Here is an 18041-nt window from a genome sequence, read left to right on the forward strand (position 1 = left end):
AGAGGAGATGGCGCCGTGAACACCAGCGTCGGTCGACGAACTGCGAGGAACGAGCGGGAGGAGATGGCGCCGTGAACACCAGCGTCGGTCGACGAACTGCGAGGAACGAGCGAGAGGAGATGGCGCCGTGAACACCAGCGTCGGTCGACGAACTGCGAGGAACGAGCGGGAGGAGATGGCGCCGTGAACTCAGTGGATCTGGGCATCCCGACCGTGCGCCCGCAGCACGCGTCCCCGAGCTCGCTGCTGCGCGGCGATCGCGGCTTCCCCGAGGCGGCCCGAGCGGAGCTCGGCGACCGGACGCAGCGCGAGCACCTCCGCTCAGCCACTTCGAGGATCCAGTCCAGGCGTGCCTCGGCGGTCCGGGAGGTGCGTGACTGGCAGAAGCTGCGCACTGCCGGCAGTGCCCTGAAGTGGCACGTCACCGACCACCTCCCGGACCTGCTGGAGCAGCTCGAGGCGTCCGTGACCGCTGCCGGCGGGGTGGTGCACTGGGCGCGCGATGCCGAGGAGGCCGGCGAGATCGTCACCCGCCTGGCACTCGAGCGCGGTGCCCAGGAGGTCCTGAAGGTCAAGTCGATGGCGACCCAGGAGATCGGGCTCAACGAGGTGCTCGCCCGCGCCGGGATCCGGGCGATCGAGTCCGACCTCGCCGAGCTCGTCGTGCAGCTGGCCGCGGACACCCCGTCCCCTCACCTGGCCTCCGCGATCCACCGCGGTCGGGCCGAGATCCGGGAGGTCTTCCTGGCGGCCATGCCGGACCTCGAGGAGTCGATCACCGACGAACCGGCCGCGCTCGCCGAGGCGGCCCGTCGTTTCCTGCGCGGGAAGTTCCTGGACCTGCCCGGCTCGGTGGCGATCTCCGGGGCGAACTTCGCCGTCGCCGACTCCGGCACCCTGGTGGTGGTCGAGTCCGAGGGCAACGGCCGCATGTGCCTGACGCTGCCGAGGACCCTCATCTCCGTGGTCGGCATCGAGAAGATCGTGCCGAGCTTCCAGGATCTCGAGGTGTTCCTGCAGCTGCTGCCCCGCTCCTCCTCCGGGGAGCGGATGACTGCGTACACGACCCTGTTCACCGGTGTCCACGAGGGGGACGGGCCCGAGGAGTTTCATCTCGTGCTGCTGGACAACGGTCGCTCCGCAGTGCTCGAGGACCCGGAGGGACGCAGCGCCCTGCACTGCATCCAGTGCTCTGCCTGCCTGAACGTCTGCCCCGTCTACAACCGCACCGGTGGGCACGCCTACGGCTCCACGTATCCCGGTCCGATCGGTGCGATCCTCTCGCCGCAGATGACCGGCATGCACGGCAGCGATGACCCGAACTCGACGCTGCCCTACGCCTCGAGCCTGTGCGGTGCCTGCTACGACGTGTGCCCCGTGAAGATCAACATCCCCGAGGTCCTGGTGCATCTGCGGGCGGAGGACGTCGACCGGCGCCGGGAGACCCGCGGCGACTTCCACAGCACCTGGGACGTGGCGCTCCAGGGTGCGAGCACGCTGATGTCCTCGCCTCGTGCGTACGACCTCGCGGTGCGCTCGGCCGGTCCGCTCAGCTCGGTGCTGCCCGGGACGAACATCGGCAAGCTGCCGGGGGTGCTGCCGCTGCTGCCGGGCTGGACCGACCACCGTGATCTGCCCAAGCCCGGGGCCTCCTTCCGCTCCTGGTGGGACCAGCACGAGAAGGATCGGGCCGCAGCGGGGTCGGCGACCGATGTCGGCACGCCCGAGGACGCGCCGACAGAGTGGCCGGACACCGGGGACGAGGAGAGCTCATGAGCGGATGGACGGACTCCCGCCCCGCCCGCACCCCGGGGATGAGCGCCAAGGAGGAGATCCTCGCCCGGGTGCGGGCCGCACTGGCGGTCCCGCGCCGCGATGAGATCACCGAGGCCGCGGATGTGCCGCGCACCTACCAGCGGGCCGATGACAAGCAGGAGCTCCGTACCGCTCCGAAGAAGGCACGCAATGTGCTGGTCCAGCGGCTCGAGGACAGCTCCGCGACCGTCCGTCGTGCCACCGTGGACACCGCGCCGGCAGTGATCGCCGCCGCGCTGGGCGGGGCGCGCAGCGTGGTGGTCCCCTCCGGTCTGCCCGCCGCCTGGCACGAGCAGGTGGATGCCTCGCTGGTGGTCGACGACGGCACCACCGCGCCGCACCAGCTCGAGGCGATCGATGCGGTGCTCACCGGCTGCCATACGGCGATCGCCCTGACCGGCACCATCGTGCTGCGCAATGATGCCCGGGGAGGTCGCCGGGCGATCAGCCTGCTGCCCGACCACCACGTGGTCGTCGTCGAGCCCGAGCAGGTGGTGGTCGGGGTGCCCAGGGCGATCGAGCGCATGGCGGAGGCCCCCGCAGCGGCCTGGACCATGATCTCCGGTCCCAGCGCGACCAGTGGCATCGACCTCGAACGGGTCGAGGGCGTGCACGGTCCCCGACGCCTCGAGGTGATCCTGATCGAGCCGGAGCCGGAGCCGGAACCTGACCCCGCCACCTCCGCGGTACCGGGGACGACGCCCCGCGCCGCCGCTGCCGACCCCCAGGAGAAGAGCCCATGAACGACGCCGCACCGACTGCTGGCCGCGACCTGCCCGACCGGGGCACCGCCCGGGACCGGGGCGAGCTGTTCGCCCTCGAGGCCGGGACCTACCGCGCCGAGATCTCCGCGGTGGGAGCGACCCTCGAATCCCTCACCGTCGGCGGTCGCGACCTGCTGGTGCGCAACCCCGAGACCGGCCCGATGCAGTTCCACCGCGGGGCGATCGTCGCGCCGTGGCCCAATCGGATCGGCGACGGCACGTACACCTGGGACGGCCAGGAGCTCCGCACCGCGCTCACCGAGCCCGAGCGCGGCAACGCGCTCCACGGCCTGATCTCCTTCCAGGCCTTCACCCCGACGACGCTCTCGGAGGACGAGCTGGTGCTGCGCACCGAGCTCTTCCCCTCCACCGGGTACCCCTTCCACCTGCTGCTGACGGTGCATTATGCGCTGGATCCGCAAGAGGGTCTGCTCACCACGGTGACCTCCCGCAACCTCGGTGCCCGGGACGCCCCCTACGGGGCGTGCCCGCACCCGTATCTGGTCGCCGGGACGGAACCGCTGAATACCTGGTCGCTGCAGGTCACCGCTGGGACCGTGCTCACCGTCAGCGAGGATCGGCTGCTGCCCACCGGCACCGCCCCGGTCACCCCCGGCAGCGACGTCGACTTCCGCACGGCGAAGGTCCTCGGCCCGCTGTTCCTCGACCACGCCTTCACCGATCTCGGCCGGGACGCCCGGGGCCGGGTGGTGGTGACCGTCTCCGCCCCCGGCGGCACGGGGGTCGAGCTGGCCGCGGGACCGGAGTGCCCGTGGCTGCAGATCCACACCGGTGACCGTCCGGAGCCGGAGAACGACCGGCTCGGCCTCGCCGTGGAGCCGATGACCTGCCCGCCCGATGCCTTCCGCAGCGGCACCGATGTGGTGCGTCTGGCCCCGGGCGCCGAGCATGCCGCGTCCTGGACCCTGCGAGGCTGGTGACCGGCGGGCCGGGCCCGGACTGCGCACAGGCCCGTCACCGATCGGTGACGGGCCTGTGCCGTGCGCGGTGCGCACCCCTGTCGGGGAGCGCTCGCGATCACTCCGCGTGGGCCTCCTCATACGCCTTGCGGATGGTGCCGGAGATGCGCCCGCGGTCCGGGACCTCGTAGCCGGCCTCACGGGCCCACTCACGGATCCGTGCGGAATCGTTGGCGCTGGTGCGTGCGGGGGCGGTCCCGCGAGAGCGCCGACCGCCCACCCGGCGCGCCTTCTCCACCCAGCTGCCCAGCTCCTCACGGAGCTTCGAGGCATTCGCCTCTGACAGGTCGATCTCGTAGGCGACTCCGTCCAGGGCGAAATTCACCGTCTCGTCGGCCTTGTCCCCGGTCAGATCGTCGATGAGCTCCACGTAGGTCTTCCGTGCCATAGGGGTTCTCCCTTGCTGGTCTGATGGCTTTCGTCGTGCGAACTCCGGTGAGTTCGCCATCCGTACCCAGTATCAACCGAAAGGGACCGGATTTCAATCCGGTTTCGGTATCGTTTCAGGAGGAGTGATTCTGTTCATCATTGTCGTGCAGTGCACGGTATTCCTGCTCCGCCTCGCGTTCGACCTCGCGTTCATGTCTGTCCGCGCGCATCACCGCACGCATCACGAACCAGAAAAGAAGTCCCACGCCGAGGGAAGGGAGCAGCGCCCCGGCTTCGAACCAGAACCCGGAATCCATCTCACACCTCCGGCTTCACGAGCGGGAAGAGAATGGTCTCGCGGATTCCCAGGCCCGTCAGCGCCATGAGCAGTCGGTCCACGCCCATGCCCATGCCGCCCGTCGGCGGCAGGGCGTACTCCATCGCCTCGAGGAAGTCCTCGTCCAGGCGCATCGCCTCGTCATCGCCCTGGGCGGCGAGCTGTGCCTGCTGCGCGAACCGTTCACGCTGGATCACCGGGTCGACCAGCTCGGAGTATCCGGTGCCGAGCTCGAACCCGCGCACGTAGAGGTCCCATTTCTCGACCACCCCGGGCTGCGAGCGGTGCGCCCGCACCAGCGGGCTCGTCTCGACCGGGAAGTCACGCACGAAGGTCGGTGCGTAGAGATGATCGCCGACGCGATTCTCGAACAGCTCCTCGACGAGCTTTCCGTGGCCGAACTTCGGGTGATCGAGATCGAGATCGAGGCTGCGGGCGATCTCGCGAAGCCGCTGCGGGGAGGTTCCCGGGGTGATCTCCTCGCCGAGAGATTCCGAGAGGGATCCGTAAACGGTGATCTGCGCCCACTCCCCCGAGAAGTCGTACTCCGACCCGTCGGCGAGGGTGACGGTCTGGGATCCGGTGGCATGCTCGGCCGCTTCCTGCACGAGCCGCCGGGTGAGATCACCGATCGTGTCGTAGTCCCCGTACGCCTGATATGCCTCGAGCATCGCGAACTCGGGGGAATGCGTGGAATCTGCGCCCTCGTTGCGGAAATTGCGGTTGATCTCGAAGACCCTCTCCAAACCGCCCACGGCCGCCCGCTTGAGGAACAGCTCCGGGGCGATCCGCAGATAGAGATCCAGGTCGAAGGCGTTCATGTGGGTGACGAACGGCCGGGCCGCGGCACCGGAGGGGATCACCTGCAGCATCGGCGTCTCGACCTCGACGAAGTCGCGATCGTGGAACGAGCTGCGCAGCGCATGCATGACCTGGGCCCGCTGGCGCACGGTGTCCCGCGCCTCCTGGCGCACGATGAGATCGACGTAGCGGTGCCGGACCTGTGACTCCTCCGAGAGACCGGCGTGGAGGACCGGGAGCGGGCGCACGGCCTTGGCCGCCATCTGCCAGGTTTCGGCGAAGACGCTCAGCTCGCCGCGGCGCGAGGCGCCCACCCGGCCGTGGAAGAAGACATGGTCGCCGAGGTCGACGTCGGCCTTGAGATCGGCGAGCCGCTGCTCGCCGATGACCGCCTGCGAGGCCATGATCTGCAGGCGCTCCCCGGCTCCGTCCTGGAGCGTGATGAAGGCGAGCTTGCCGGTGTTGCGCTGGAAGACGACCCGGCCGGCGACGCCGACGACGTCCTCGGTCTCCTCACCGGACTCGAGATGGCCGTACGACGCGCGCACCTCGGCGATGGTGGTGGTCACCGGCACCGAGACGGGGTATGCCTCCTCGCCGCGCGCCAGCAGCCGCTCCCGCTTGGACTTGCGGACCGCGACCTGGTCGGAGGTGTCCGTCGTGTCGAGGGCAGGGGGGTTCTCGCTCATGGGCCGATTGTCTCATCACTGGCGCAGGGAACGCCTCTCGGATCAGGGTGCTGTCACCACCGCCACAGCCGCATCCAGCAGGCGGGTGCCCTCGACGGTCCCGGCGAGCACCACCAGCACCTCCCCGCGGTGCTCGGGGCCGATCGGCTCGAGGGTGACCGGATCCAGGGCATGGGCGTAGTCCCAGTCGATCTCGGCGCTCTCGAGGGCGTCGCGCAGCACGGTCCGGAGCGCGCCCGCCGAGGGCGCGGCGGCACGCGCAGCGGCGATCGTGCGGGACAGCGCCAGCGCCTGCTCCCGGCCCGCCTCGCCGAGATAGGCGTTGCGGCTGGAACGGGCCAGGCCCGACGGCTCGCGCTGGATCTCGACGGGTTCGATCCGCACCGGCAGGTCGAGGTCGCCGACCAGGCGCTGGATGATCGCCAGCTGCTGGGCGTCCTTGCGTCCGAAGACGCTGAGGTGCGGGGCCGTCAGCTGCAGCAGCTTGGCCACCACGGTCACCACGCCGTCGAAGTGGCCGGGCCGGGCCGCCCCTTCGAGGATCCTGCCCGCGGGACCGGCGGTGACCGAGACCATCGGCGGCAGCACCGGGTACATCTCCTGGACCGACGGTGCGAAGACCACGTCGACCAGCCCGTCGACCAGGGCCAGATCCTGCTCGAGGGTGCGCGGGTAGGCCTCGTAGTCCTCGCCGGGACCGAACTGGAGGGGGTTGACGAAGTCGGTGAGGATCACGTGGTCGGCGAGCTCCCGGGCCCGCTGCACCAGCGCCAGGTGGCCGGCGTGCAGCGCTCCCATGGTGAGCACCGCGGCGACGGTGCCGTCCATCGCCGACCGATGCTCTCGCAGCTCGTCCTTGGTGGTGATGAGCCTCGTCGATGCGGGTTCGGCGGTCTCCTGCGGCGGGTCCTGGGTCATGCCTCGTCCTCCCTGGGCGGCTGGGCCTCCAGCAGCACCCGGATCCTCTGCCGGGTGTCCTCCGGGAGTCTGGCACGGGACAGCGCCGCCAGCGCCAGCGCCCGGTAGGTGTCGGAGACGTCGCCCGGCTCCCCCGGCGTCCCGGTGGCGTCGAGGTCCGCCAGCGCGTCGAGGTGCGCGCCGACGGTGCCGGCGTCCCCGCGCACGACGGGCCCGGTCAGCGCCGTCGCACCGTGGCGCAGCGACTCGTCCAGCGCCGCCTCCAGCAGCGGGCGCAGATAGGCTCCGGGGTCCTCGATCCCCAGCCGGGACAGCGCCTCCCGGGCCTGGTCCACGAGCACGACGAGATGATTGGCGGCGTGGGCGAGGCCGGCGTGGTAGAGCGGTCGATCACCTTCGGCGATCACCACGGACTCGCCACCGAGCTCGACCGCGAGGGCGGCGGCGATGGGCAGCAGAGCGGGCGGGGCGGTGATCCCCATCGGGCAGCCGATCAGGCGAGCGAGGTCGGACCGGGTGCCGGTGAAGGTCATCGCAGGGTGCAGGGCGAGGGTCGCGCTGCCGGCCCGGGCCAGCGGCGCGAGCACCGCGGTGCCGTAGCGCCCGGAGGTGTGCACGACCAGCTGCCCGCCGGGGACCATGCCGGTCGCCGCGATGCCGGCGGCCAGCGGCGCCAGCTGGTCGTCGGGCACCGCCAGCAGCAGCATCTCGCTGCGTTCGACGAGGGCGGGGACGTCGAGCAGCGGCACGCCCGGGAGCAGTGCGGCGGCGCGGTCCCGGGAGGAGTCGGAGACGGCGTAGGCGCCGGTGATCGCATGGCCCTCGGCGCGCAGCGCGGCGCCGAGCACGGCCCCCACCCGGCCCGCTCCGATCACCCCGATGCCCAGGCGCGGCGGGGTCACTGCGGTCCCCCGGCCGGTCCCGCCGGGGCGCCGCCGACCGCGAGCGCGGGCTGCGGCCAGTGCTCCCGGTCGCGATAGCGGCGCAGGGTGGCGGCGTCGCGGGCGAGCACGGCGTGGAGGGCGAGGACGTCACGGCGGGGAAGGTCCGACAGCACCATGGTCTCGCCGGCGACGCCGGCCTGCAGGTCCAGGACCCCCAGCTTCCGGGCGAAGGGGCCGTCCTGGACGGTGAGCCCCTGGAGCCGTTCCCGGGGGATGATCTCCAGGCGCCGGGTGAGGACCCCGCTGCGCTGGACGAGCGCTCCCGGCAGGAGCACCGCCACGCGGGTCCGCCGGGAGATCCAGAAGCCGCGGACCGGCGTGCGCAGCCCGTCGATCTCCCGGGCCGGGGCGGAGAGCAGCTGCTCGATGGTCCCGGGATCGTCCGGGGTGCCCAGCGGCGCGGCCAGGTGGCCGAGCGTCGCCCGCAGCTCCTCGCGGGTGCCGACCGGCAGCACGTGCGCGGCCCCGTTCTCCTCACTGTCCTCGATACCGGCGACGGTGACGCTCACCCCGGTCCAGTCGGGGCTGCGCCACAGCAGCGGGCGGCGCAGCTCGAAGCGCTGGATGCGCCCCGCGGCGATGTTGTCGGTGCGGGTGGTGGCCAGCCCGCGCCGCATCCGCAGACCGCGCTCGGTGATGCGGGAGACGAAGCCCCATCCGGATTCGATGCGGCCGAAGACGTACTTCGGGATCGCGATCGCGGTGGGCAGCAGGGCCACGAGGATCGCGAAGGACACGCCGTCCTGCCGGATCGTCAGACCGATCGCCGCCAGCACGCCGACGACGCCCCCGACGATGCTGAGGAGGAAACCCGGGTCGCGCAGCAGGGAATGGACCAGGCGCCGGGTCGGGATCCGCGCGATCAGCTCTCCGTCGGTGACGTCATCGTGGAGGAATCTCTCCAGCGGGTGTCCGGCCGGCCGCTGCGCACTCACCTGCGGATCGGCTGCTCCCGGCCCCTCCGACGGAGCTCTCCGATCCCCCTCCGGCGAGGTGGCCTCCGAGCCGGCCGCCGGGTCGTGCTCCGTCTCACGGGCCGGGGCGGACGGGGCATCGAGCGCGGCGACGTCGAGGATGCCGCGGCGCAGCTGCTCGGCGTCCCCGGAGCGGACGTACTCGATGTCGAGATAGGAGTCGCCGCCGCCGGCGACCTCGACCCGCACCTTCGCCAGGCCCAGCAGGCGGGCCAGCAGCGGCCGCTCGACCGAGACCGACTCGATGCGGGCACGCGGGGCGTACTCCCGTGACCGGCTGATCATGCCGCGGTACAGGGAGACCCCCGCCTCGTCGACCGCGTAGGTGGTGAACCACCAGCTGAGCGCCGACAGGACGATGGCGATCACGACGACCACCACCAGCATGCCCGTCCCGATCAGGGCGCGGGTCACGGTGAAGTCCTCGACCAGACGGGCGATGTTCTGTGCGGTGAGCACGGCGATGACGCCGACCACGATCTTCCATCCGGTCACCAACGGGGTGATCGGGTGGGTGCGGCGGCGCACGGCCGTGGCTCCGGGCTCGGCGGGGGCAACCGGCGCGGATGGGGACTCCGGCTCGGCGCCGCCGTGGTCGGGGGTGCTCACAGCGCCGCCATGGTCTCGATGCCACGAGCGGTCAGCAGCGCGCGCAGTCGTTCCGCCTCCGCCTTCGGCAGTCCCGGCAGGACGACGGTCGAGGCGCCGTTGGCCGTGCTCACCGTCAGCTTCGCGAGCCCGTACCGGCGATCCACCGGGCCCTCGTCGATCTTCACCGACTGCACCCGGCCGTACGGGATGGTCTGGATGGAGCGGAACATGATGCCGCTGGCGATGGTCAGGTCCTCCTCGGCGTCGAGGTAGCCGATGGCCCGCACCCGGCGCGGCGTGAGCAGCAGGTGCTGGAGCAGGATCAACAGCGGCAGCAGGCCCAGCGCGGCGAGCCACCACATCCCGGTCAGCGCGGCTGCCGTGATCGCGCCGGCGATCATCAGCGCCCAGATCACGTCGCCGACGATGCCCGCCACATAGCGGGCAGGGATCAGCGAGGTCGAGACCGGCCGCAGGGCGCCCGCGCCGAGCAGCTCCGCGGGATCGTCGGACAGCGCCGGAGACGGCTCCGCGGCGTCGGGGACGGCCGGCGGCGCAGAGGCCCGCGGAGTGTCCGGCACAGGGTCCGACGCCATGGCCGGGACGGTCGGCGCGGCGGGATCAGGGGTGGAGCTCATGGGCACCATCGTGTCATCTCCGGGCCCGCCCGCACCCCTCGCGGGGTCGGCACCGGATCCACCGAAGGTCGACGATCGGCGGCCGTCTGCCGGCTCAGCTGCCGGCCCCCGCGCCCTCGGGTGTCCCTTCCCCGTCATCGGGCGGCAGCTGGCCCCAGCGCTCGACGACCACGCCCAGCACCCCCAGCACGATCCCGGCGAGAGCGGCCGCAGCGGTGGGCAGGATTCCCCGCCACGGGTCCCCGGTGCCCGTCAGGAGCAGGAACAGTGCCTGCCCGACGAAGATCCCGCCGACCACGGCCCCGGTGTACGCGCAGGCCCGGGCGAGCAGCACGGTGCGATAGGCGGTGGGCAGGTCGATCTGGTGGCGGCGCGGGACGAAGCTCGGATGCTCTCTGCGCTCGGCGCTCTCGAGCATGTAGCGCCGCAGCGGCAGGCCGAACAGCAGCAGCACGGCGCTCAGCACCAGCAGCACCACCGTGGTGAGCCAGCCGGCGATCGGCAGGGAGTGGCCGCGGGCGGCCAGCGCCTCCAGCATCTGCGCCCCGAAACCCGCACCGACCACGAGGATCAGCACCAGGACCGGCACATTCAGGGGTCTCACACGATCCCGTACCCCTCGACCTCGGGGCCGGGACGCAGCCCCTCGCGATCCTCGGCGGCCGTCAGCAGCGCGCTGATCGGTCCGTGCCCCGGCAGCTCGGCGTCGGGACGCGCGGCGTGCCAGGGGGCCAGCACGAAGGCGCGCCGGTGGGCGCGCGGATGCGGCACAGTGAGGGTCTCGTCCTCGCTGGTCCAGTCGCCGTAGGTGATCACGTCCACGTCGAGGGTGCGCGGCCCCCAGCGCACCAGCCGTTCGCGCCGGGCGGCATGCTCCGCGCGCTGCGCCGCTTCGAGCAGCCCGAACGGGCCCAGGCTCGTGCGCACCCCGATCACGGAGTTCAGGAACGCGCCCTGCTCCGCCGGGCCGCCGACGGGAGCGGTCTCCAGCACCGGAGCGGTCCACTCCACCTCGATGCCGTCCGTGCCGGCCAGCAGCTCGAGTGCCCCGTGGAGGTGCCGGGCGCGATCACCGAGGTTCGTGCCGAGCGCGAGCACCGCAGCGACCGGCGCGGCGTCCCGCTGGATGCTCACCGTGACGTCCCCCACGGGCAGCCCGACCGGGGCGGCCGGCTTATGGATCCGGACCCCGACCCGACGCACCAGCGGGTGGCCGGTGTCATGGAGGATCCGCTGGGCGATCCGCTCCGCGAGGGTCTCCACCAGCGCATGAGGGCCGGCGGTGAGCTCCTCATGGACGGCGTGCGCCACCTCGGCGTAGTTCACGGTGCGCGTGAGCGCATCGGTGCGGGCCGCCGCTGCGGTGGACAGGTGCAGGGTGATATCGGCGAGGAACTGCTGACCGAGCTGCGTCTCCGCCTCCAGCACCCCGTGATGGCCCCAGGCGCGGATCCCGGTCACCTCGATGCGATCCAGACGCTCCGGGCCGGCGACCGGCCCTCCCCTCTCCGCGCTCATCGGCGGACGCTCCGGCGCAGTCGGTCGCCGACCCGCACCGCGGCGATGGAGAGGGCGACCTCATGCACCCGCACCGCCCACGCGCCGTGCTCGGCGCTGTAGGCGCTGATCGCCGCGGTCGCCAGATCACGGTCCACACCGAGCGCCCCCACGAAGCGCTTGCGGGAGGCGCCGATGAGGATCGGCAGGTCATGGGAGGCGATCGCGTCCCAGTCTGCCAGCACCTCCCAGTTCTGCTCCCCCGTCTTGGAGAACCCCAGGCCAGGGTCCACGACGAGGAAGCGGTCCTCGACCCCCGCCCCGCGCAGCGCCGCGAGGCGCTCGGCGAGCTCGGCCGCGCTGTCGCGCGCCACGTCCTCGTAGCAGGCCAGCTCGTTCATCACGTCGCTGTGGCCGCGCCAGTGCATCGCGATGAACACCGGCGGGGTGCCCAGGCGGGTGCGGAGCCGTGCCGCCTCGCCGCCCATGTCCACGTCCGCACGCCCGGCGGAGACGTCGTTGACGATCAGGGCGCCCGCCTCGACGCTCGCCGCGGCGACAGCGGCGCGCATGGTGTCCACGCTGACCACGACATCCTCGGCGGCCAGCGCCGAGACGACCGGCAGCACCCGTCGCAGCTCCTCGTCCTCGTCGACGCGCGGGGCACCGGGCCGGGTCGATTCCCCACCGACGTCGACGATCGCGGCCCCCTGGGCCACCAGGCGCCGGCCATGCGCGATCGCGGCGGGCGGGGCGTCGTGCGCACCGCCGTCGGAGAAGGAGTCCGGGGTGACGTTCAGGACGCCCATCACCAAGGTGCCCTCACCGTCCCCGCGGTCCGGGAGCCCGGCGGGGCGGCGGAGCGGACTGCTCGGTGTGCTCATGGCCCGTGCGCTCATGACCCGTGGATGAGCGCCATGGCCTCGCCGCGGGTGCTGGGGTTCTCCCGCAGCATGCCCCGCACCGCGCTGGTCACCGTGCGGGCCCCGGCCGCACGCACGCCTCGCATCGACATGCACATGTGCTCGGCCTCGATCACGACGATCGCCCCGCTCGCGCCGAGCTCGTCCATCAGCGCGTCGGCGATCTGGAAGGTCAGTCGCTCCTGCACCTGGGGTCGTTGGGCGTAGACGTTCACCAGCCGCGCGAGCTTGCTCAGTCCGGTGACCGCTCCCCCACCGGGGATGTAGCCGATGTGAGCGGCACCGTGGAAGGGCAGCAGATGGTGCTCGCACATCGAGTAGAACGCGATCTCGCGCACCAGCACGAGCTCCTGGTGATCGATGTCGAAGGTCGTCGACAGCGGGACGCTCGCATCCTGCTCCAGGCCCTGGAAGACCTCGGTGTACATCCGGGCCACCCGTGCCGGCGTCTCCTGCAGCCCGTCCCGGTCCGGATCCTCCCCGATCGCGGAGAGGATCTCCCGGACGGCGGCCTCGATGCGGGGCTGGTCCACGGCCATCTCAGCGCTCCGTCCCCTCGCCGGTGCCGTAGCCGTACCCGCCGCCGTAGCCGCCACCGCCCTGCCCCGGCTCGCCGCTGTGCGGGGCGCCGGGGATCTGCGGGCCGTCGCCGCCCGGGTGGGGCAGCTCCGGCGGGTTCGGCTGCACCGGTTCGCCCGCGTCATGGGACTCGGTTCCGGTCGCGGTGGTGGTGCTGCCGGCCGAGGGTGCGGCCAGGGCGGGACGCTCGGAGCTCGAGACCCAGACGTCGCGCGGCGGCTGCTTCTTCACGTCGCGGAAGATCTCGGCGAGCTCGTGCTCGTTCAGGGTCTCCCGCTCCAACAGCTCCTCGACCAGGCGGTCCAGCACGTGACGGTTGTCCACGATGACCGACCAGGCCTCGTCCAGGGCGGTGTCCAGCAGCTCGCGGACCTCCTGGTCGACCAGGCTCGCGGTCTCGGCGCTGAAGCGGGGGGCCTGCCCCTGCTGCATGCCGACGAAGACCTCGTCCTGCTCGCCCGAGAGAGCCACCTGGCCGACGGTCCCGCTCATGCCCAGCTGCATCACCATGGCGCGCGCGATCTTGGTCGCGTTCTGCAGGTCCGAGCTGGGCCCGGTGGTGACGTCGTGGAAGATGCTCTCCTCCACCGCGTAGCCGCCCATCGCGTAGGCGAGCCGGTCCAGCAGCTCGTTGCGGGACTGATAGTTGCGGTCCTGGGTGGGCACCACCATGGTGTAGCCGCCGGCCCGGCCGCGCGGCAGGATCGTCACCTTGGTGACCGGGGCGGAGTTGTTCATCGCCGCCGCGACCAGGGCGTGCCCACCCTCGTGGTACGCGGTCATCTGGCGCTCGCGCTCGGTCATCACCTTCGAGTACCGCTGCGGGCCCATGGAGACGCGGTCGATGGCCTCGTCCAGGGCCCGGTTGTCGATGATCTGATTGCCGGAGCGCGCGGTGAGCAGGGCCGCCTCGTTCAGCACATTGGCGAGGTCGGCGCCGGACATGCCGATGGTGCGCTTGGCGACATGCTCGAGATCGACATCGTGCGCCAGCGGCTTGCCCTTGGAGTGCACGCCGAGGATGTGCAGGCGGCCCTTCATGTCCGGTGCCTCGACACCGATCTGACGGTCGAAGCGACCGGGGCGCAGCAGTGCCGGGTCCAGGATGTCCACACGGTTGGTGGCGGCGATGAGGATGACGTTCTGGTTCTCGTCGAACCCGTCCATCTCCACCAGCATCTGGTTCAGCGTCTGCTCGCGCTCATCGTGCCCGCCACCCATGCCGGCGCCGCGATGGCGCCCGACGGCGTCGATCTCGTCGATGAAGATGATCGCCGGCGCGTTCTCCTTGGCAGTGTTGAACAGGTCGCGCACACGGCTGGCGCCGACGCCCACGAACATCTCCACGAAGTCGGAGCCGGAGATCGAGTAGAAGGGCACGTTCGCCTCGCCGGCCACGGCCTTGGCGAGCAGGGTCTTGCCGGTGCCGGGCGGGCCGTAGAGCAGCACGCCCTTGGGGATCTTCGCGCCGACGGCCTGGTACCGGCCCGGGTCGACCAGGAACTGCTTGATCTCGTCGAGCTCCTCGACGGCCTCCTCGGCACCGGCGACATCCGCGAAGGTGACCTTCGGGGCCTCCTTGTTGAACAGCTTCGCCTTGGACTTGCCGAACTGCATCGCCTTGCCGCCGCCCTGGGCGTTCATGATCAGGAACCAGAACAGGCCGATGAACAGCAGCAGCGGCAGGAAGGTGAGCAGGAGCGAGGACCACCAGGAGCTGCTGGCGATCTCGTCGGTGAAGCCCTGCTCGGGCTCCGCCTCCTCGACGGCCTGCACGATCGCCTCACCGCGGGCATCGACGTAGGAGAAGCGCACCTGGGTGCCCTTGTTCTCCTCGCCGTCGACGAAGTCCTCGGACAGGACCAGGTCGACCCGCTGCTGGTTGCCGTCGATGATCTTGGCCTGCTCGACAGTGCCGCCCTGCAGCAGCTCGAGGCCTTGCTGGGTGTCGATCTGCTGGTAGCCGTCCCGCCCGAGCAGGGAGAACATGGCCATGCCCAGGAGCAGGGCGATGATGATCCAGAGGGCGAGCCCGGTGAACGGACGGCGCTTCCTGCTGCCCGCGCGCTTGGGGTTCTTGGCGGAATCTGCCACGGGATCAGTCCTCGTAGATCGAGCGCGAGAGCACGCCCACGTAGGGGAGGTTGCGGTAGTTCTCGGCAAAGTCGAGGCCGTAGCCGATCACGAACTCGTTCGGGATGTCGAAGCCGATGTACTTCACGTCGATGTCGACCCGAGCGGCATCGGGCTTGCGCAGCAGGGCCGCGATCTCGACGCTCCGGGGGCCGCGGGAGCGCAGGTTGGACAGCAGCCACTTCAGGGTCAGGCCGGAATCGATGATGTCCTCGACGATGAGCACGTTGCGGCCGGTGATGTCCCCGGAGAGGTCCTTGAGGATGCGCACGACGCCCGAGGACTTCGTTCCCGAGCCGTAGGAGGAGACCGCCATCCAGTCCATCTCGACCTTGAGGTCGATCTGACGCGCGAGATCCGCCATCACCATCACCGCCCCCTTGAGGACGCCGACCAGGATCGGCGGTTCGTCCGCGTAGTCCTCGGCGATCTGCTCTCCGAGCTCGGCGAGCCGTTCGCGGATCTGCTGCGCGTCCAGCAGCACGCGGTCGACATCGGGGTGGGGGTGCGTCTGGGGCACGCGGATCTCCTCCATGGAACGTGGTGGGGTGCGCGAGCCGCGGGTCACGAATCGATGCGGCGCCACACCAACAGGCCGTCGCGGCGAGCGACCTCGATCCTACCCGGAACGGGCACGGCTGCCTGACCGTGCCATGAGACCACCAGGGCGTCGATCGCCAGCACCTGGCGTCGGAGCAGGGACTTCGCGGACCCCGCGTCGGAGCCCCGGGGTTTTGCGCGGTCAGCGGAACGTGAGGCGTCGCGCAGGATCCGGGTGCGCAGCGGGCCGGGTGCGGCCGCCAGCGCATGGACGTCCAGCAGCAGCAGGTCCCGCTCCTCGCGGAGCTCGCCGCCGTCGCGACGCAGCGCGTCCCCCAGCGCGGCCGCCTCGGCGTCCAGGTGGTCGACGTCAGGCCCCACCAGATCGGCGGTGCGGGCGAGGTTCTCGTCGAGGTGCTCCCCGAGGATCTCCCGCAGCAGCGGCAGGGCGCGATGGCGCACCCGGGAGCGCAGCAGCGTCTGGTCGGCGTTCATCGGGTCCTCCCACCAGTGCAGGTCGTGCAGGCGGCAGATCTCCTCGGTGTCGGCCCGGCGCAGGGCGGTGCTCTCGTCCCGCCCGCTGCCCAGGAACGGTCGCAGCAGGGCGCCGCGGGCGCGGGGGATCCCGGCCAGGGAACGCGGCCCGCCGCCGCGCGCCAGCCCCATCAGCACCTGCTCGGCCTGGTCGTCGAGGGTGTGGGCCATCAGCAGTGCGAGCGCTCCGCGCTCCTCACGCAGCGTCTCGAGCGCCTCGTGCCGCCTCGTGCGAGCGGCGTTCTCGAGCCCGCCGGACGCCTCGGCGTCGACCGTGACGGGCAGGATCCGCGCCTCGGCGCCGAGCTGCTGCGCCTGGATCAACGCCCGCTCCGAGACCTGCGCGGACCCCTCCTGCAGGCCGTGGTCGACGATCGCCGCCTCGGTCTCCAGGCCCATCCGTGAGGCCACCCAGACGGTGGTGGCCAGCAGTGCGAGCGAGTCCGCTCCCCCGCTGAGACCGACCAGCACCCGCGGCGCCGTCCGGCCGACGGCGGTGTCGTCGGCGAGCAGCGCGAGCCGGGTGGTCAGCGCGGCGCGGACGGCGGTGCGGGCGCGGGCGACGACGGGAGGAGGTCCGGGCATCAGTCCACCTGCACCATCTCGGCGGCGACCTGGTCGACCGCCGCGCGGGCGGCGACCGCGTCGACGCCGTCGAAGCCATGCACCGCGATCGAGTAGCCGACGGTCCGACCGTCGGGCAGCACCGTCACGCCCGCCAGGGTCGCCGCACCTCCGAGATAGCCGGTCTTGCCGCGCACGAGACCGCTCGCATCCTCGGTCCCCTCCGCCTCGAAACGATCGGCCAGGGTGCCGGACAGACCCGCGATGGGCACGTCGAAGAGGATCTGCTCGAGAGCGGGCACCTCGCCGGAGGCCACCTCGGCCAGGACCGCCGAGAGCAGCGCGGGCGGCACCCGGTTCTGCCGGGAGAGCCCCGAGCCGTCATGGATCTCGAGCGAGGCGACCGCCTCCGGCGCGACCCCGATCTCCGCGGCGAGCTCCCGGATCTCCGCCTCGACCGCGGCGGCGGCCGCGGCCGGGGTGGTCTCCGCGCCGTGGGAGCGTGCCACCAGATGCGCGAGCAGCTCGGCGGTGGTGTTGTCGGAGATCAGCAGGGTGTGGCGCACCAGCTCGGCGAGCGGCTCGGAGTGGACCTCGACCATCGGCGCCTCCTGGGGCGCCCGGGCACCGGTGATCTCACCGGTGACCGCGAGCCCGGCCTCGCGCAGCAGCTCGGCGAAGCGCTCGGCGGCGTCCCGGGCCGGGGAGGCCGACTTGGGGCCGTACTGCTCTCCGTCGAGCCACCCCTCGCCCAGCGCGAGGGAGGCGGTGGGGGTCACCCAGCCGCCGGCCTGGCCGTTGTTCCCCCAGGCCGGGTTGGGGCCGCCGTCGAGATAGCTGTCGTCCAGGGCCACGGAGACCTCGCTGGTGCCCTGCTCCGCCGCCAGCGCCGCCGCCTGGGTCGCGAGCTCGCGCAGATCGTCCTCACTGAGAGTCATGTCACCGCCGCCGACAAGGGTGACCACGCCGTCCTGGACGGCGGCCCGGGTGTCCAGGACCTCCTCGCCGCTGTACTCGCGCAGCACTGCGGCGGCGGTGAGCAGCTTCAGGGTCGAGGCGGGCACCAGCGCGGTGCCCGCTTCGCGCTCGGCGAGGGTCTGTCCGGTCCCGGCATCGACGACGCTGAACGCCAGGCCTCCGGCGACCACCGGCAGCTCCGCTGTGGCCGCCATGCGTTCTTCGAGGTCAGCCGGATCCACCGGGGCCGCGCCCGGGACCGGGGTCGGCACGGACTCCTCGGCCGCGACCCGCTGCCAGTCCTCGGCGGCCGCGCGTGGTCCGAAGCTCGGCCCCTTCTCCGTGCTCTGCACGGTGAGGATGCCGGGGAAGGCGTCGGTGAGGTCTCCGAGCACATAGAAGCTCGTCGGCACCGCCGCGCACATCACGATCGCGGTGGTGCGCCAGATCCGTTCGGTGGCCCTCGTTCCCATGGTGCCCACGATATGGTGTCA

Annotated in this window: 18 protein-coding genes; 3 read left to right on the forward strand and 15 right to left on the reverse strand. The window is 71.8% G+C overall.

The features are described from left to right. The first annotated feature begins 183 nt into the window (after nucleotides 1-183). From ACHUEU_RS10150 to ACHUEU_RS10160, 3 genes are read left to right on the forward strand one after another with little or no spacing between them, the layout of a single operon-like run. Nucleotides 184-1776: a lactate utilization protein B gene (locus tag ACHUEU_RS10150; RefSeq protein ID WP_394215961.1), complete on the forward strand. Its 1593-nt coding sequence runs from the start codon at nucleotides 184-186 to the stop codon at nucleotides 1774-1776. Next, nucleotides 1773-2558 carry a LutC/YkgG family protein gene (locus ACHUEU_RS10155; protein ID WP_394215963.1) on the forward strand — a complete coding sequence of 262 codons (786 nt, stop codon included), beginning with the start codon at nucleotides 1773-1775 and terminating at the stop codon, nucleotides 2556-2558. The genes ACHUEU_RS10150 and ACHUEU_RS10155 overlap by 4 nt, the downstream gene beginning before the upstream one ends. Continuing rightward, the gene (locus ACHUEU_RS10160) at nucleotides 2555-3520 is read left to right on the forward strand and encodes an aldose 1-epimerase family protein (RefSeq protein WP_394215965.1); all 966 of its coding nucleotides are present in this window, start codon (nucleotides 2555-2557) and stop codon (nucleotides 3518-3520) included. The genes ACHUEU_RS10155 and ACHUEU_RS10160 overlap by 4 nt, the downstream gene beginning before the upstream one ends. Nucleotides 3521-3617: 97 nt before the next feature. Here the strand turns inward: ACHUEU_RS10160 and ACHUEU_RS10165 are convergent, their stop codons facing one another. The 15 genes from ACHUEU_RS10165 to ACHUEU_RS10235 all read right to left on the reverse strand — a co-directional run bounded on the left by ACHUEU_RS10165 (nucleotide 3618) and on the right by ACHUEU_RS10235 (nucleotide 18020). After that, the gene (locus ACHUEU_RS10165) at nucleotides 3618-3947 is read right to left on the reverse strand and encodes a histone-like nucleoid-structuring protein Lsr2 (RefSeq protein WP_394215967.1); all 330 of its coding nucleotides are present in this window, start codon (nucleotides 3945-3947) and stop codon (nucleotides 3618-3620) included. A gap of 115 nt (nucleotides 3948-4062) precedes the next feature. Continuing rightward, a complete protein-coding gene (locus tag ACHUEU_RS10170) occupies nucleotides 4063-4245 on the reverse strand; it encodes a hypothetical protein (RefSeq protein ID WP_394215969.1) in 183 nt (60 codons plus the stop codon). Nucleotide 4246: 1 nt separating this feature from the next. Next, nucleotides 4247-5755: a lysine--tRNA ligase gene (gene lysS / locus ACHUEU_RS10175; RefSeq protein ID WP_394215971.1), complete on the reverse strand. Its 1509-nt coding sequence runs from the start codon at nucleotides 5753-5755 to the stop codon at nucleotides 4247-4249. 42 nt (nucleotides 5756-5797) lie between these two features. Then, complete coding sequence (gene panC, locus ACHUEU_RS10180; RefSeq protein ID WP_394215973.1) at nucleotides 5798-6673, reverse strand: pantoate--beta-alanine ligase; 876 nt, start codon at nucleotides 6671-6673, stop codon at nucleotides 5798-5800. Next, a complete protein-coding gene (locus ACHUEU_RS10185; protein WP_394215975.1) occupies nucleotides 6670-7575 on the reverse strand; it encodes a Rossmann-like and DUF2520 domain-containing protein in 906 nt (301 codons plus the stop codon). The genes panC and ACHUEU_RS10185 overlap by 4 nt, the downstream gene beginning before the upstream one ends. After that, a complete protein-coding gene (locus ACHUEU_RS10190) occupies nucleotides 7572-9200 on the reverse strand; it encodes a PH domain-containing protein (protein WP_394215977.1) in 1629 nt (542 codons plus the stop codon). Before ACHUEU_RS10190 ends, ACHUEU_RS10185 begins: the two co-directional genes overlap by 4 nt. Further along, complete coding sequence (locus ACHUEU_RS10195; protein ID WP_394215979.1) at nucleotides 9197-9820, reverse strand: PH domain-containing protein; 624 nt, start codon at nucleotides 9818-9820, stop codon at nucleotides 9197-9199. The genes ACHUEU_RS10190 and ACHUEU_RS10195 overlap by 4 nt, the downstream gene beginning before the upstream one ends. A gap of 94 nt (nucleotides 9821-9914) precedes the next feature. Beyond that, nucleotides 9915-10424 carry a DUF3180 domain-containing protein gene (locus ACHUEU_RS10200; RefSeq protein WP_394215981.1) on the reverse strand — a complete coding sequence of 170 codons (510 nt, stop codon included), beginning with the start codon at nucleotides 10422-10424 and terminating at the stop codon, nucleotides 9915-9917. Continuing rightward, nucleotides 10421-11338, reverse strand: coding sequence for a 2-amino-4-hydroxy-6-hydroxymethyldihydropteridine diphosphokinase (gene folK, locus ACHUEU_RS10205; protein WP_394215983.1), 918 nt, complete (start codon nucleotides 11336-11338; stop codon nucleotides 10421-10423). Before folK ends, ACHUEU_RS10200 begins: the two co-directional genes overlap by 4 nt. After that, nucleotides 11335-12201 carry a dihydropteroate synthase gene (gene folP, locus ACHUEU_RS10210; protein ID WP_394215985.1) on the reverse strand — a complete coding sequence of 289 codons (867 nt, stop codon included), beginning with the start codon at nucleotides 12199-12201 and terminating at the stop codon, nucleotides 11335-11337. Before folP ends, folK begins: the two co-directional genes overlap by 4 nt. A gap of 11 nt (nucleotides 12202-12212) precedes the next feature. After that, complete coding sequence (gene folE, locus ACHUEU_RS10215; protein ID WP_394215987.1) at nucleotides 12213-12779, reverse strand: GTP cyclohydrolase I FolE; 567 nt, start codon at nucleotides 12777-12779, stop codon at nucleotides 12213-12215. Between the two features lies 1 nt (nucleotide 12780). Then, on the reverse strand, nucleotides 12781-14913 hold the full coding sequence (ftsH, locus tag ACHUEU_RS10220; RefSeq protein ID WP_394215989.1) for an ATP-dependent zinc metalloprotease FtsH: 2133 nt from the start codon (nucleotides 14911-14913) through the stop codon (nucleotides 12781-12783). A 4-nt stretch (nucleotides 14914-14917) separates the two neighbouring features. Then, on the reverse strand, nucleotides 14918-15472 hold the full coding sequence (hpt, locus tag ACHUEU_RS10225; RefSeq protein WP_394215991.1) for a hypoxanthine phosphoribosyltransferase: 555 nt from the start codon (nucleotides 15470-15472) through the stop codon (nucleotides 14918-14920). A gap of 44 nt (nucleotides 15473-15516) precedes the next feature. Beyond that, nucleotides 15517-16611, reverse strand: a complete 1095-nt coding sequence (tilS, locus tag ACHUEU_RS10230; protein ID WP_394215993.1) for a tRNA lysidine(34) synthetase TilS — start codon at nucleotides 16609-16611, stop codon at nucleotides 15517-15519. Beyond that, nucleotides 16611-18020 carry a D-alanyl-D-alanine carboxypeptidase/D-alanyl-D-alanine-endopeptidase gene (locus tag ACHUEU_RS10235; RefSeq protein WP_394215995.1) on the reverse strand — a complete coding sequence of 470 codons (1410 nt, stop codon included), beginning with the start codon at nucleotides 18018-18020 and terminating at the stop codon, nucleotides 16611-16613. Before ACHUEU_RS10235 ends, tilS begins: the two co-directional genes overlap by 1 nt. Between the last annotated feature and the right edge of the window lie 21 nt (nucleotides 18021-18041).

The sequence above is a fragment of the Brachybacterium vulturis genome, from assembly GCF_043641765.1.
Classification (GTDB): Bacteria; Actinomycetota; Actinomycetes; order Actinomycetales; family Dermabacteraceae; genus Brachybacterium; species Brachybacterium vulturis_A.